Genomic DNA, 15,399 nt, shown 5'->3' on the forward strand with positions numbered 1-15,399 from the left:
TTAGGGCTGGTCACTGCATTGGGGATGACAGCGTACGAGCAGGCGTTCCCACGAGCTTCCATTACTGCCCAAGACAGTGCGTTGACCGGGGGGTGTTTCAGGCAACGTAATGGAAAAATGCTCTGGCGCTGCGCCAGCAGGGAACACGACGCAGTTGAGGAAAGCAGCTTTAGCGCCGCCTGACCAGCCCCCTCGGAGGGGTAATGGGAACAATGGCCCCCTCTTATCAGTGCAAATAGAGGTTGACTCGGAGTCTAAAAAATGAGATCGGGACGGCACATACGCACCGTCCCGATCTGACGTTGCTGCCGCTGCCTGAGACTGTCACCCCCCTCGCTGAAGGGCACGCAACACCGCGTGTCCCTACAAAATTGCTGCGCCCACACAAAAAATCACCGATGCCGAGCTGATTCCCGTATCCCTTATCCAGCTGCTGCAAACGTGCCGTACTTCAGCCGTTGGTAGCAAATGCTCAAACTCAACCGCTCACACAATTTCCGTCCGAGCCTCAGGTCCGCATTCGGCCTGCCCGTTTGACCCCACTGGTCGAGCAACGGGCAGAGGCTCTACGGCAGTAAGGGCAATGGCGGATGCGTCAACGCTGCTTCGGCCGCAGAATAAGGGGAATTGGGCACTGCCGTCACCGTCTTTGTCCCGCTTGGAGCCGCATGATTGATCTCAATAAACTTCCTGCCGTCGACCATGACAGCTTTGGCGACTTGATGCTCGACCTGGGGGATCGCCAGTCGGTGATGCTGTGGGGGCCGCCCGGCCTGGGCAAGACTGAAGTGGCCACCCGCTTCGCCCAGGACTACGGCTACCATTTCTTTAATTTGGTCGCGCCGATGATGGACGCCACCGACCTGCTGGTGCCCCGCTTTCTGCCCGGTACCAACACCACGGTGCGCTGCCCGCCACACGAACTGCTCCATCACCCACTTGCGGGCGAGGCGCAACAGCCCAGCTTCGTGCTGCTCGATGAACTCAACGCCGCCGAGGTCAGTACCATCAAGGCACTGTTCTCACTGATCAACGAGCGCCGACTCGGCAACGTGGTGCTGCCCAAACATTCCATCGTGGTGTGCATCGGCAATCCGCCCGAAACCAACTCGGGAGCCAGACCGCTGCTCGCGCCGATCATGAACCGGCTGCTGCACGTGCAGTTCCGGCTGAAGAACACCCGCAGCTGGCTGGGCTGGTTTACTGAGCGTCAGGAGCGCGAGCGTTTGGAGCCGCTGATCGCCCGCTACATTCAGCAGAGCGGCCTGAACAGACTCGTTGGGCGGCCCGGCGACGACGGCGAGATCAGCACCTCGCCGCGTGCCTGGGTGATGCTGGCCCGCGCCCTGTCGGCTCAGAGTCTTGGCTGGCCCGCCGCGCTGGAGCAGGCGGCTCTCGGCGACGCCGCCGGTTTGAGACAGGCCAGCGATACCCTGCGAACCATCGCCAGCGGGGCCGTTTCCGAGAATGACGCCGTGCTGCTGGCCAACTGGTGGATGACTCAGGCCCGCAGTATCCGGCTGGAGCCAATCTTGCGCGGCGAGTTGACCGCACCCTTCGATGCCGCTGACCGCCTGACCCTGCTGACGGTACTCAGTCAGCTGCGGGGCAAATTGGTGAGCGAGTTACCTGCTCTGGAAACCCAGCTCAATGCGGGCAGCCGCTTGCTGGCCGAGCAGGCTACGCGCGTCCTGCGGGAAACCGAACTGCGGGCACCGGAAGCCTTGCAGGCCTTTTTGGTCGGCAAGGAAAGTGAGGCGCTGCTGCCGGGTTGGTTTCTGGACGATCTGCTTCAGACCACCGCCAGCAGCGGAAACTGAGGCCCAGATGACCCGGCCGAAATTTAACTCGCCCAGGCCCTACATTCGCCAGCGCCCAGACGGAGCCACTGCACTGGGCGACGGCCAATTTCAGGTCATCATCCAGCTCCTGAGTTCCCAGTGGCCGCGTCAACGCAACGCCACCCGCCGCTTCGGTCAGCAGGCCCTCAAGCAACTCAACGCCGCAGACCGTGAACTCATGGGACTCTTGCCCATCAGCGGTCCCGTCCTCGTCTCACCTTGCGGTTGGAGTGTGGTTCCTACTGCGGGCACACAAGTGCTGCCGAAGGTAGTCGGCTTGGATATCACCGAGCTGGCCGCCTGGGGTGATTGGCTGCGTGAGGCTTATCTGACGGTGGTGCGCCGGAACCCAGCGCTGATCGTGCAGGCCAGCGACCTCTTGATGATGAGGCTGGAGGCACAGGGCTTCCAGACGCAGGAACAGGCCTTGAAAGCAGGGCGACTTCTTGAGCCGCTGCGGCTGGTGTCGGCAGCGCTCAGTCTCAGCGTGTCCGCCAGTTTTCCAGACAAGGCAGCCATTCAGGCGCTGCCTGCTCGCCTCAAGCTGACCGACAACCTCAAACGGCTCGAAGCGAGCGAAGTCATGGTGCAAGAGGTCGAACCCTGGGGGCCAGCCCTGTGGCCGTTCGCCTGGCATCCCGTCTTGAGCACCCTTGGGCACGACGAGGACGCTGCCCGCCTGCGGGCACTTCAAGGCCTGGGCGGCGCGGTATGGCACCACCCGGAGATGAAAGCGTTGGTAGACAAAGCGGCGCAGGCCCGTCAGCAGCAGACCCTGGAGCTACTCAAGTACCGCGCCGAACAGCGCCTGCAAGACACTCGACTGGCCGCTGGCCTGCTGAGAGCGGCAGACAACCCGGCCATTATCAGGCCCAACGCCCGCACCAACGCCCTGCAACTCAGCCTCCAAGACACCGCTGCTGCCATCCAGGCCGCCGTGTTGGGCCACGGGCATCCCAAGAAGACGTCGGTGGAATCCAGTGTCCAAAAATGGCTCTCGGCCTGGGGCCATCTGGACACGCTGCTGCCCGAACTGCGTCACCTGCGCTCTATGCTGCGGCTTGACCTCGATCCTCGCACGGCTGAGCGGCTGAGCATCCGGCTGGCGGCCTACGATCCCCGGCCCCATCCAGGTCGACCCTGGGGTGAGATCGTGGTCAATGTCATGAACGCCGAGCGCGGCCAGGGTGGCGACCTCGCGCGCGTGCTGTGCCGACTGGTGGTGTCGGCGGCGCTGCGGCAACCGGAACGTGGCCAGCACCGCCACGCCGTGCTGTGGTCAGCCGCCTGCACCATGATCAACGAGGCGTGGTTTGACGAACTCGGTCTGCCGCCGCTCAGCTCCCGGCTTGATCCCCAGCCCAACCGCGACGCTGAACTCGAGCGCCTGGGGAGTGCGGAGGCCATCTACGCCGAACTCCTGAAAAGGCAAGTGCGGGAACGTTCCCTGACCGGTTCGCGTGGCGCGGGGCTGAGCGACTTTCTCGCCGATGACGAGAACGCCTCGGCACTCACCGAAGACGAGGAAGAAGCGCTGAGAAAGGCCATTGGGCGTGGCTTGGAGGAGGCCACCTTTTTGCGGAACGCCGGGGAAGGTCACGGCGGGCTGGTGCGTGAACTGCGGGCGGTGGCCGCCGACCCAGTGGCCTGGCGGCCCAAGCTGTTGGAATGGACCTCGACGCATTACCCCAGACCCCAGCGCAAGGCACGCTGGGACCGGCTCTCTCGGCGCACCTCCTCTGATAGTCAGATGGCGCTGCCGAGCTTCCGTAATGAGGAGCGCAGCGGGGTGCAACTGGTGGTGATCGCCGACACCTCGGCCAGCATGGACGACGAAACGCTTCAGGAAGGCCTGGGGACCATCGTGCAGACCTGCGCAGTGCTGGAGATCGGGGCGCTCAGGCTCATCTCCTGCGACACGCTGGCCACGGACCACGGGGTAATGAGTCCCTGGCTTCTGAGGCAGGCGGTGAGGCTCAGCGGCGGGGGCGGCACTGAATTGCAGGACGGCGTGGAATTGCTCGATTCTCTTTCAAAGCCGTCCTCAGATCTGCGTTTCCCATCGGTGCCGCTCTCGACACCGCTGTTGATCTTGACCGATGGCCTTTTCTGGGAAAAAGTGGAGGTCAAGTCCGGCCGTCCGCATGCCTGGTTGCTGCCCAGGAATGCCCGCCTGCCGTTTCACACCACTGCGCCGGTGTTCACGGTCCGTAGACGCTAGCGCAAGTTCAGGTCGACCGTGGACCAACCGTCAGTTCGAAACGGTTGGACGGCCAGTCCCGGACAGAGCGACTGCTGGCACTGAACAGAGCCGATAGCGCAATGAATTCACTTCGTCCCCGTGCTCCTGCGGCGCTTGGTGGTGGACGCGGTGATTGGTTTTTTCCTGCTAGCCGCTCCGTTCGTGCGTTTGGCAGGCTGACTTACAGCGCGCTCGCTCGCGTCGGATGTTTTGGGTTTGGACGCCTTGAACGTGCCGTCCATCAGCGCCGCTACGGTCTGCGGGGTCAGATCTTCCGGCAGTACGTTGTCGGGTAAGGCGACGCCTTTGCCACTGACGACCAGTCCCGCCACGCCGCCGCGCACTTCCAGGACCGCTTCCAGATGCGGCAAGGGATACCGCGGCGAAAAAAGCTGAGCGGCGCGAATAGCCGGTGAAAGCGTGGCTTTCCAGATGCTGTCCAGATACGCCACGCGGCTGAGCGTTCCACTGGCAATCCTGTCCAGATCACCCTCCATCTGGGCCGTGAATTCAGCATTGACCAGTTGCGGCACCTGCTTCATCAGGTAACTGGCCACCAGCAAGCCGAGCGGCGTGACATGCAATTGCCGATTTCGCAACGCGACGTAGTTGCGCTTTTGCAGTGTCTCCAGGGTTGCGCCGTAGGTGCTGGGCCGCCCGATCCCGGCTTTCTCCATGACCTGCACAAATTTGCCTTCCGTAAACCGCGCCGGGGGGCTGCTTTTCTTCTCCTCCGCCTTGGCGTCTTTGAGAGAGAAACGCTCACCCACCAGCACCTTGGGCAAGGCCTGTTCCTCATCGCTGCTGTCCTGATCGTCATACAGCGCCGTGAAGCCTTTCTCGGTCAGCACGACTCCGGAAGCGTGCAGTGTGACCACACCCGCTTGAAGCATCACTGCGGTCTTCTCCCCCACGGCGTCCCGCATCTGCGAAGCCAGGGTGCGCTCGTAGACCAGACGGTAGAGCGCAAGCTCGTCTCCGCTGAGGCCCGTCTGTTCCGGGACCGCAAACGTTCCAGCCGGGCGGATGGCCTCGTGGGCTTCCTGGGCATTCTGGTTTCTGGTGGCGTACTGACGTCCCTCCTGCGGTAAAGCGGACGGCCCGAAACGGGTGGCGACCGCCTCGCGGGCCAGATGGATGGCCTCGTCCGACAGGTGCGGACTGTCGGTCCGGATATAGGTAATTCGCCCCTGCTCGTAGAGACTCTGGGCGAGTCTGGTGACCTGGGCCGCACCGAGCTTAAGTTTGGCGTTGGCCGCTTGTTGCAGTCCAGAAGTCGTCAGCGGCGGCGGTGGACGGCGCACCACTGGACTCAGCGTCACGGCACCGACGACGGCTTGCTGACGGTTCAGATACGAGATGAGCTGCGTGGCTTTTTCCTGATCGAGTTGCATGACATCCAGACCGGACTTGAGTTGGCCTGAAGCGCCAAAACTGGCGGCGGTCGCCAACGCCGTGCCCCTGATCGCCGTGACCTGGGCTTTGAAGGCAGGTTGACTTGCCACCACCACGCCTACCCGCCAGAAGGCAGAGGCAACGAAACTGAGCCGGGACTGTTCACGCTGCGAGAGGAGCATCAGGGCCGCCGACTGCACCCGGCCTGCCGACTGCGGGCCGCCGACGGCGTTCCAGAGCAGCGGTGAGACGCCGTATCCTGCCAGCCGGTCCAGGACGCGTCGGGTCTCCTGAGCGGCGACGAGATGGAAATCGATGGTTCTGGGATTGGCGACGGCCTGCCGGATGGCCCGTTCAGTGATTTCCTGGTAGGTGACTCTTTTGGCGTCTTTGCCGAGGCCGAGGAGGACGCTCAGGTGCCAGGCGATACTTTCGCCTTCGCGGTCCGGGTCAGCGGCGAGGTAGACGGCCTCAGCAGACTTGGCGAGTGCTTTCAAATCCTTGATGGTCTGGGCTTTGTCCTTGCGGGCCACGTAGATCGGCGCGTAATTGTTCTCGACATCCACACCGAGCTTGGCGAAAGTCGCGTCCTTGTAGCGCTCGGGCAGCACGTCTTTGCTGTTGGGAAGGTCGCGGACGTGGCCGAGGCAGGCACGGACTTGCCAGCCTTGACCGAGATAGCTCTGGATCTTTCTGGCCTTGGCGGGTGACTCGACAATCAGAAGTTTCATGGTGATGTATCTCGAATGATGCGCACCGGGGCCTTGGCACGCCGAGCGACATCCTGTTTGATTCCAGTTCGACTGCCGCAAACGCGGCAGATGTCAATGCTGGTGAGCGGTGACGTCCTGAGTCGCACGGACCCTACAGGAGAAGGGAGGCGTCTTGCGGAACGTCTGTTCTCGCCGAGGAAGCCGCTCGGACCAAGACTGAGCGGCTGTTCTCGACGATGCCAGATTCCGCAGTGCCCATTGGGCCAGCCGGTGATCCAGTGGGCCATACTGTCGTTCTCCTCGGAAGGGGGCGTGCGTGAGAGGCGGGTTCTCGTTGCAGTGAACAAGGTGCAGGTCCGCTTGAACCAGAAGAAGCAGGCTGACGGTAGTGGACCACTGCTCTCGTACAAACAGAACACCCGGTACATATTCTACAATGAACGAAGAGGGGTGAAGGCGGCCAGGCAACAGAGTGGGCAGAGCAGGCCATATACCCCTTTCCTCCCGAACAGGCGACTGATGTGGCCGGTGGGTTGAGATGCCGCCCAGGGCCGTACCCACTCCGGACGCCGTGTCGCTGTTCCAGAACTTCAGTGATTCTTGCGATTCGCGTGACCGGCCCAGCTGACCCGGCCATACTGCCTGGGCCATGTCGATCCCCTCCGAGTTTTCCGGTTTCGTGCAGGTGCGCGGCGCGCGGGAACACAACCTCAAAGACCTCTCGCTGCGGGTGCCGCGTGACGCGCTGGTGGTGTTCACGGGTGTATCCGGGTCAGGCAAGTCCTCGCTGGCTTTCGGGACGCTGTACGCCGAGGCGCAGCGGCGGTACCTCGAATCGGTCTCACCGTACGCCCGCCGCCTGTTCCATCAGGTGGGCGCACCCGACGTGGACGCCATCGAGGGCCTGCCCCCGGCGGTGGCCCTGCAACAGCAGCGCGGCGCGCCCACCGCCCGTTCCTCGGTGGGCAGCGTAACCACCCTGTCGAACCTGGTGCGGATGCTGTACTCGCGCGCCGGAACGTACCCACCGGGGCAGGACATCGTGTACGCAGAGGGCTTCTCGCCCAACACGCCCGAGGGGGCCTGTCCGAATTGCCATGGCCAGGGCCGGGTCTACGAGGTGACCGAGGCCTCGATGGTTCCCGAGCCGTCGCTCACCATCCGGGAGCGGGCGGTCGCGGCCTGGCCGCTGGCCTGGGGCGGGCAAAACCAGCGCGATATTCTGGTGTCGCTGGGCATCGACGTCGATGTGCCGTGGCGCGAGTTGCCACCGGAGACCCGCGAGTGGATCCTGTTCACCGAAGAGCAGCCGGTGGTGCCGGTGTATCCAGGCCTGAGTCCCGAGGAAACCCGGAAGGCGGTGAAACGCCAGCTCGAACCCAGTTACCTGGGCACCTTCAGCAGTGCCCGGCGGCACGTCCTGCACACCTTCACAAGCACCGAGAGCGCGGCGATGCGGCGGCGGGTGCAGCAGTACATGATCTCGGCGGAGTGCCCGGTCTGCCATGGCAAACGGCTGCGCCCGGAAGCGCTGGCCGTACGCTTCGCAGGCTACGACATCACGGAGTTCTCGCGCCTGCCGCTCAAACAGGTGGCCACGCTGATGCGCCCCTACGCCGCCGGGCAGGAGGAGGGGCACGCGCAGCTCGTCCAGCAGCGCCCCGAGCAGGCCCTGGCCCGGCAGCGCCTGACCGAGGACCTCGTCGCCCGGCTCAGTGTGCTGCTGGACCTCGGGCTGGGCTACCTGCAACTGGAGCGCTCGACGCCCACCCTCTCGCCCGGCGAGTTGCAGCGGCTGCGCCTGGCGACCCAGCTGTATTCCAACTTGTTCGGCGTGGTGTACGTCCTTGACGAGCCTTCCGCCGGGCTGCATCCCGCCGACACCGAGGCGCTGCTCTCGGCGCTGGGCGGCCTGAAGGCGGCGGGCAACTCGCTGTTCGTGGTGGAACACGATCTGGACGTGGTGCGCCGCGCCGACTGGCTGGTGGACGTCGGACCGGGAGCCGGGGAGCAGGGCGGTGAGGTTCTCTACAGCGGGCCACCGGAAGGGCTGCGGGACGTGGAGAATTCTAAAACCGCCGAGTACCTGTTCAGAACCGCTACCCAGGAAGCGCGGCCGCCACGCCTGCCCACCGGCTGGCTGGAACTGGGCGGCGTGACTCGCCACAACCTGCAAAATCTCAGTGTCCGGTTTCCGCTGGGCGTGCTGAGTTGTGTGACCGGTGTCTCGGGTTCAGGCAAGTCCACGCTGGTCAGTCAGGTACTGGCCGAGACGCTGGCGGCCCACCTCGGTCAGGAGAAGAACGGGCAGGTCGGTGATTCACAGGATGACGAAGACCTTGGCGATACCCAGTCGCCCGCCGCCGCTGCACATCTCGGCGGCGACGTGGCCTCACTGACGCGGCTGGTGCAGGTGGACCAGAAGCCGATCGGGCGCACGCCGCGCAGCAACATGGCGACCTACACCGGCCTGTTCGATCACGTCCGCAAGCTGTTCGCCGCGGCCCCGCTGGCCCGCGAGCGCGGGTACGGGGCGGGGCGTTTTTCCTTCAACGTCAAGGGCGGGCGCTGCGAACATTGCCAGGGCGAGGGCTGGGTGATGGTTGAACTGCTGTTCCTGCCCAGTGTGTACGCGCCCTGCCCGGTCTGCCACGGGACGCGCTACAACGACCAGACCCTGGAAGTGCAGTATCAGGGCCGCACCATCGCAGGGGTGCTGGGCATGACAGTGGACGACGCCTGGAATTTTTTCCGGAACGATCCGGCAGTGTTCCGCAGCCTGGACACCCTGCGCGAGGTGGGCCTGGGGTACCTGCGGCTGGGACAGCCCGCCACTGAACTTTCCGGTGGGGAAGCGCAGCGCATCAAACTGGCCACCGAACTGCAGCGCGCCGGACGGGGACAGACGCTCTATATCCTGGACGAACCCACCACGGGCCTGCATCCCGCCGACGTGGAACGCCTGGCCCGCCAGCTCGCCCGGCTGGTCGAGGCCGGGCACACCGTGATCGCCGTGGAGCACGACATGCAACTCGTCGTCGGCAGCGACTGGGTGATTGATATCGGCCCCGGCGCGGGCGACGAGGGGGGCCAGCTCGTGGCGCAGGGGACGCCCCAGCAGGTTGCACGGACGCAGGGCAGCCGGACCGCGCCTTACTTGGCGCTGGCCCTCGGTGAAGCGGAGCTGACTAAGAGACGGAGATGATGAGTGGGCGGTCAGGTCCGGCGCAGTGCTCCTCACCTTTGGTCGCTCTGCTTCTGGGTGACGCCGTGCTACGGAGCGCCAGACGGAATTCGGGCGGCGCGAAAAAGACAGCACCTTTGTCAGAACGGTCCTGAACGTTTCGAAGGGAGAACTTTGATGAACGATCTGACCGACGCTGACAAGACCCCTCGCCACGTGGCCTGTTCGGTCCAGTCTGCCGGTGTGCCAGGCGGGCGTCTGAAGCCGTCTCAGGGTGCAGTGTCACCCGGGCGGCGCGGATAACCATGACCTCACAGCTGAGCATCCTGGAGCGGGTGCTGGTCCAGCCGGAAACCGCCGGTCCACAGGACCTGCTCGCCATTCGGGCGGCGAATCTGGGCGGTGCGCTGCGTTCGAGGCTGCCGCACCACCATCCGCTGCGCGCGGCGCTGCACGCCGACGCCCTGAATATGGGGCTGCGGCACGCTCAGGTCCGGGCCGAGCTGAGGGCATTGCTGCGCGTCTGGGCGGGCGAGGGCATCGACGCCCTGCTCTTCAAGGGGTTTTCCCTGGCGGAATTCGATTACGCTTCAACTGGAGAGCGGATCTACGGTGACGTGGACGTCCTGCTGCCGGAGCAGCCCAGCGTCGTCTGGCGGGCCGCCCACCTGGCGATGGCGCACGGCTGGCGCAGCGATGGGCAGCACGCCGATCCCTCGATCTGGACCCACGAGACCATGCACCTCTTCAGCCCCAGCGGGCACGTGCGGTTGGACGTTCACCGCTGCGTGGTGAGCTTGCGGTCCGGCGTGACGTTGCAGCAGGCGCGGGCACTCACCACCGGTCTGTGGCGGCGGGCGCAGCGACTGGACTGGGACGGCTTTCCCGTCCGGCTGCCCCATCCGCTCGACGACGCCGTGCTGAACGTGGTGCTGGCGCGCAGCTGGGGCGGCGACAGCGGCGGCCTCAAACCTGCCGACTACCTTGACCTTCAGGTGCTGTGCGGGCGACACGGGCTGAGCATGGCCGACCTCGCCGGGCACGCGGCGAAGCTGGGCGCGGCGCAGACCTGGGCCGCGTTCCGGCAGGTGTGCGATCCCTCGGCGGGGCGGCTGATCCTCGACCCGACCCGGACCCGGCCCATCATTCTGGCCGGGCTGCGCGGCGACGGCCTTCACCCCCGCTTGGCCCGCTGGCGCGCGGCTGGCCGATCTGGAGCGGGGGTGGCCCCTGCTGCCCATTTCATTGCTCGACACGCTGGCGGCGCGCGCGGCCACGGCGCGGGGCGCTGATCCGCAAGCACATCTGCGCCGCTGGACCCCAGGCGGCCCGGCACGCCACTTGCCGCTGGGCACGCTTCAGGACCGGATCATGGTCGTCGGCTGGTGGGCCACGCTGTTCTATCCCCGCCAGAAACGCCGGGGCATCTGCGTGCCGCGTGCCTACGCCAGTTACCGCAGCCTGCGCCGCAGCGGTCACCCGGTGCGCTTCGTGAGTGGGGTGGCGGCAGGACCAAGCGGGGTGTACGGCCACGCCTGGATCGAGGACGACTGGGGCCACATTGAAGCCTACAACGAACCGGATAACCGCCGCCGCTTCCGTGAACTGTTCAGCTTTCCGCCGGCGAAGTGAATGCGAGGAGGCCGCGCACCGCAGGCTCCACCTGCTCGCGCGTCAGCGGGTGCGGCGAGAGCAGCCTCAGCAACTGAGCCACGCCGCGCTGAACCTGCTGGCGGGCCGTGAAGGTGAGCGGCACCCCGGTGGTTTCCCAGAGCACCCGCACCCGCTCCGGTGGCGTGAGGAGGTCCAGCTCAGCGGGCCGGAGCAATAGCAGCTGAACCAATCGGGTGGCCTGCGGCGAACCGGTTTGCAGCGGTATGCGGAGCTTGCCGTGCCCGTCGCGCTCCCAGGCCACAGCGCCGGGCAGCCGCTCGGGCGCGAACCTTGCCAGGCTGTCGTCGTAGACCCGCAGGTGGGTGTCGAGTCCCCGGATCTCGCCGCTCGCCGGATGCCAGAAGGCGCGGTCTTCGGCAATGACCTGCATTCCGGCGGCGGACAGCCGCAGCGCCGCCGTGCTCTTGCCCGCGCCGCTGACCCCAGTGATCGCCACGGCCCGTGACCCGGAAGCCACCACCGCCGCATGAAGCGGCAGCCAGCCGCCCGCGCGGTGAAGCTCAGTGAACATCAGCGCCCACACTTCGGGCGACGCGCCGTCCGGACGGCAGCGAACCTCGGCGTTGAGCGGCCCGGTCCGCGCCCAGAGCTGCTCGCCGAGCCAGAGTTCGTCGGCGGCCACCCGGATCTCCAGTGGCCGCTCCAGCAAGCTGACCCGCTGGGTCACGGCATCTCGGGGCGGCGGCAGCGGCCCCAACGTCAGGGAGACTTCACGGCCGGTCGCGCCTGCCCGGGTCTGCCAGAACTCGCGGAGCTGAATGTCCAGCTCAGGAGGCAGCGCCGAGGAGACCTGCAGATCGAGGCTCTGCCAGCGCAGGAAAGGCCGCGCCGTGCTCAAGTCAGGAACGCCAGCTGACGATTCTGAAGGTCCAGCAGGAGCGCGTGGACATCCTGGCCTGCCTGCTCTGGGGAAAGGTCGTATTGAGCGGTCAGCAATCCAGCGAGCGCCGCCTCGGTCCGGGGCAGGGCCTGCCAGACGAGCCGACCCGAGGGATTGAGGCTGAACATCTGATTGCTGGTGGGATGCATCAGTACCAGTTCGTCGTCCAGAGCGGTCACTAAAACTTCAGCGTTGGCCTGCCACATGCCCAGACTGTACCTGACCCGCGTCGGTTCCAGCGCAGGGCAGCGCGAGCGACTCAGTCGTGGGCCGGGTCGCTCGCCACGACGCGCACGTCGCTGGGTACAATCGGGCGGTCATAGCGCACGAACCGCGCTGCCAGCGGCGCCAGCGCCAGCGCCGAGGCCAGGCTGCCTTCGCCGCTCAGCTCGCGCCCGCCCTCGGGAAGTCGAAGGTGCAGTGTGGCGGTGCGGTGAAAATTGAGCAGGCTCAGCACCCACCCATCCTCGCCGCTCGACACGCCCACATCCAGTTCCAGCGGCAGATCGCTGACGGCCGCCCCCGCCGCCGCGAGAGCGCGGCGCAGCAGCCAGGCGATGTCCTCCCGCGCCAGATCGGCGGCCAGATAATACGACCGCCCCTTTCTAAAAACATGCTCGGAGATGGCCGCGCCGCCCGCCAGGTAATCCTCGGTGAACTGCGCCAGTGCCCGGCCACCGCTGAGATGCAGCTTCTCGGCCCAGGTGCTGGCCCGCGCTTCCCGGCCATCCTCCAGGCGCAGGCCCAGCGTCTCACCGGGGGCCAGCGGCAACCATTCCTCCACCCAGGCCCCCAGCACATCGCGCAGCAGCGCCGGGTAGCCGCCCAGCCCGATCTGCTCATGCTCGTCCACGATGCCGCTGAACGGTCCCAGCACCAAGTGGCCGCCGCGCTGCACGAACGAGCGCAGATTCCCGGCGCTCTGGGCCGTCAGGAGGTAGGCGTTCGGCGCGATCACGGCGGCGTACCCATTCAGATCGCTGCCAGGCCAGACCAGATCGACGCTCTGCCCCAGGCTCCGCAGCGCCGCGTAGTACTTCAAGACCACCGGCATCTGGCGCAGATCGGCGCTGGGCTTGCTGTCGATTTCCAGCGCCCACCAGCTCTCCCAGTCGAACAGCAGGGCCACCTTTGTAGGAACCCCCATCCGCGCCAGCCCTTTCAGGTCGCGCAGCTCCGCGCCGAGGGCCTTGACTTCCTGCCAGGTCCGCGACTGCTCGCCCACATGCGGCAGCATGCCGCTGTGGTACTTCTCGGCCCCGGCCCTGGACGCCCGCCACTGGAAATACATCACTGCGCTGGCTCCGTGCGCCACGGCCTGCAAGGAATCCAGCCGCATCAATCCAGGCCGCTTGGGCGCGTTGCGGGTTCGCCAGTTGACAGCGCTGGTGGCCTGCTCCATCAGCAGCCAGCGCCGCCCACCGCCCAGCGAGCGCACCATATCGTATTGCAGCGCGGCCTCCACATGACTGTGTGGGTCGGCGGGATCGGGGTAGGCGTCCAGACTGACCACGTCCTCACGGCTGGCCCACTGGACATAGTTGACATTCTTGAGAAAACCCAGGAAGTTGGTCGTGACCGGCACGTGCGGCGTCAGCTCGCGCAGCACGGCCACTTCCAGTTCGTAGAGGCTCAGCAGGTTGTCACTGGAAAAACGCCGCCAGTCGAGTTGTTGGGCCGGGTTGGCGTAGGTCGGAGCCTGGCGCGGCGGCTGGATCTCGGCCCACCGATGGTACTGCTGGCTCCAGAAGGCGGTGCCCCAGGCGGCATTGAGCGCGTCGATGTCGCCGTAACGTCCGCGCAGCCAGCCTCTGAACTGTTCGGCGCACAAGTCGCAGTAGCACTCGCTGATATGGCACCCGTACTCGTTGTTGACATGCCACAGCCGCAGCGCCGGGTGGTCGCCGTAACGCTGCGCCATCGCCCGCACCAATGCTCGCACCGCAGTCCGGAAGCCCTGATGACTGGGACAGTAGAGCTGCCGCCCACCGACTTCCAGGCGCACCCCGTCCCAGGTGACCGGTCTGGCATCGGGGAATTGGACGAACAGCCAGGGCGGTGGGCTGGCGGTGGCGGTGGCGAGGTTGATGCCTACGCCACCCGCGTGCAGCAGGGCCATGACCTCGTCAAGCCAGCCGAAATTGAAGGCGGCCTCAGGCCCGGCTTGCAGCTTGGCCCACGAGAAGATACCCAGCGAGACGAAGTTGACGCCCGCTTCCTGCATCAGCCGCACATCCTCGCGCCAGATCTCGGGGGGCCACTGCTCAGGGTTGTAGTCGCCGCCGTAAAGGAGCTGGTCGGGGTTGAACAGGTTGGTCATCGGATTCTCCTGAAGAAGGATTCATGGCTACAGCACCGTTTGTCTTCAGACCGCGCGGAACAGTCAGGCGTTCTCAGGGAAACCTGCAGCACTGCAAAGCAGATGAGGCCCTTATCCAGCAAGTGAACTCTCAGTCACCCGTCACCCTTCAGGGCTGACCGACGGGAGAGATGGAGGTGCAGCAGCCTGTCGTTCCTGGTCAAGACGCGCGGGAGGATAATTTTTCAGAGAGTAGGTCAAGGCGGTGACCGTGTCAATTCGGGGCGGGCGACCTGCCGGAGATCCGTGCCGGGCTAGAGTGGGAGCCGTGAGTATTTTGCAGTCGTTCGCCTGGTGGAGCTTTCACCGGCCCCACACAGACCCCGCCGCCCTGCTGCGCGCCGCCGCCGACACCGGCTATGCGGGTGTCGATCTCATCGACGAGGCCCTCTGGCCGCTGGCCCAGTCGTTCGGCCTTCAGATCGCCGCCGTGAATGGCCACGCCTCGATCACCCACGGCCTCAACGACCCCACGCAGCACCGCCGCATCGAGCGAGAACTCCTCGCCAATCTGCGCCTCGCCGAGCAGTACGCCATTCCCAACCTGATCGTCTTCAGCGGCAACCGCCACAGCCCGAACCGCTCCGGCACAGACGAATCGTCCGGCCACGACGCTGCGGTGGAGGCGCTGCAAACCCTGGCACCGCACGCCGAGAACGCGGGGGTGACGCTGGTGCTCGAACTGCTCAACAGCCGCGTCGACCATCCCGGCTATCAGGCCGACCGCACCGACTGGGGCGTCGGCGTCGTAGAGGCGGTGGCCTCGCCGCGCGTCAAGCTGCTCTACGACGTCTACCACATGCAGATCATGGAAGGCGATCTGATCCGGACCATCGGGCGTCAGCAGGACCACATCGCGCATTACCACACCGCCGGAAATCCTGGGCGTGGCGACCTGGACGATCAGCAGGAGATCCAGTACGCTCCGGTGCTGCGGGCCATCCGTGACACGGGCTTCGGCGGCTTCGTCGCGCACGAATTCATTCCCGGCGGTGATCCGGCCACGGCGCTGCGGCAGACCTTCGAGTTGTGTCAGGCACACCTCGGCTGAGGGACGCGGGGGCAGCACGTTTTTTGGGAAGTCTGTCTTTGATGTGGTTCAGGCGACTTC

Annotated in this window: 10 protein-coding genes; 6 read left to right on the plus strand and 4 right to left on the minus strand. The window is 65.7% G+C overall.

Features of this window, described 5'->3' with window-relative positions:
• Positions 1–668: 668 nt before the first annotated feature.
• Together GUI70_RS15350 and GUI70_RS15355 are read left to right on the plus strand one after the other, a co-directional pair.
• Entirely contained in the window at positions 669–1,820 is a 1,152-nt protein-coding gene (locus GUI70_RS15350) for an ATP-binding protein (protein WP_161883195.1), read from the plus strand.
• Between the two features lie 7 nt (positions 1,821–1,827).
• The gene (locus tag GUI70_RS15355; protein ID WP_161883196.1) at positions 1,828–4,062 is read left to right on the plus strand and encodes a hypothetical protein; all 2,235 of its coding nucleotides are present in this window, start codon (positions 1,828–1,830) and stop codon (positions 4,060–4,062) included.
• A gap of 107 nt (positions 4,063–4,169) precedes the next feature.
• Here GUI70_RS15355 and topA read toward each other — a convergent pair whose 3' ends face one another.
• Positions 4,170–6,209: a type I DNA topoisomerase gene (gene topA, locus GUI70_RS15360; RefSeq protein WP_161883197.1), complete on the minus strand. Its 2,040-nt coding sequence runs from the start codon at positions 6,207–6,209 to the stop codon at positions 4,170–4,172.
• 631 nt (positions 6,210–6,840) lie between these two features.
• On the opposite strand from topA, the gene uvrA reads away from it, so the two are divergent.
• From uvrA to GUI70_RS24410, 3 genes are all read left to right on the plus strand, one after another.
• Complete coding sequence (gene uvrA / locus GUI70_RS15365) at positions 6,841–9,396, plus strand: excinuclease ABC subunit UvrA (protein WP_161883198.1); 2,556 nt, start codon at positions 6,841–6,843, stop codon at positions 9,394–9,396.
• A gap of 284 nt (positions 9,397–9,680) precedes the next feature.
• Positions 9,681–10,667 (plus strand): nucleotidyltransferase family protein, encoded by a 987-nt coding sequence (locus GUI70_RS15370; RefSeq protein WP_237724962.1) that lies wholly within the window; start codon positions 9,681–9,683, stop codon positions 10,665–10,667.
• The gene (locus GUI70_RS24410) at positions 10,621–11,007 is read left to right on the plus strand and encodes a lasso peptide biosynthesis B2 protein (RefSeq protein WP_237724963.1); all 387 of its coding nucleotides are present in this window, start codon (positions 10,621–10,623) and stop codon (positions 11,005–11,007) included. Before GUI70_RS15370 ends, GUI70_RS24410 begins: the two co-directional genes overlap by 47 nt.
• Here GUI70_RS24410 and GUI70_RS15375 read toward each other — a convergent pair.
• From GUI70_RS15375 to GUI70_RS15385, 3 genes are read right to left on the minus strand one after another with little or no spacing between them, the layout of a single operon-like run.
• The gene (locus GUI70_RS15375; protein WP_161883199.1) at positions 10,985–11,887 is read right to left on the minus strand and encodes a hypothetical protein; all 903 of its coding nucleotides are present in this window, start codon (positions 11,885–11,887) and stop codon (positions 10,985–10,987) included. The genes GUI70_RS24410 and GUI70_RS15375 overlap by 23 nt on opposite strands.
• Positions 11,884–12,135 (minus strand): PqqD family protein, encoded by a 252-nt coding sequence (locus tag GUI70_RS15380; protein WP_161883200.1) that lies wholly within the window; start codon positions 12,133–12,135, stop codon positions 11,884–11,886. Before GUI70_RS15380 ends, GUI70_RS15375 begins: the two co-directional genes overlap by 4 nt.
• A 53-nt stretch (positions 12,136–12,188) precedes the next feature.
• Positions 12,189–14,249 (minus strand): beta-galactosidase, encoded by a 2,061-nt coding sequence (locus GUI70_RS15385; RefSeq protein WP_161883201.1) that lies wholly within the window; start codon positions 14,247–14,249, stop codon positions 12,189–12,191.
• A 307-nt stretch (positions 14,250–14,556) separates the two neighbouring features.
• Here GUI70_RS15385 and GUI70_RS15390 point away from each other — a divergent pair, with 307 nt between their 5' ends.
• Positions 14,557–15,339, plus strand: a complete 783-nt coding sequence (locus GUI70_RS15390) for a hydroxypyruvate isomerase family protein (protein ID WP_202630496.1) — start codon at positions 14,557–14,559, stop codon at positions 15,337–15,339.
• Positions 15,340–15,399 lie beyond the last annotated feature (60 nt).

Origin of the sequence: Deinococcus alpinitundrae (assembly GCF_009982895.1) — a bacterium.
Classification (GTDB): domain Bacteria; phylum Deinococcota; class Deinococci; order Deinococcales; family Deinococcaceae; genus Deinococcus; species Deinococcus alpinitundrae.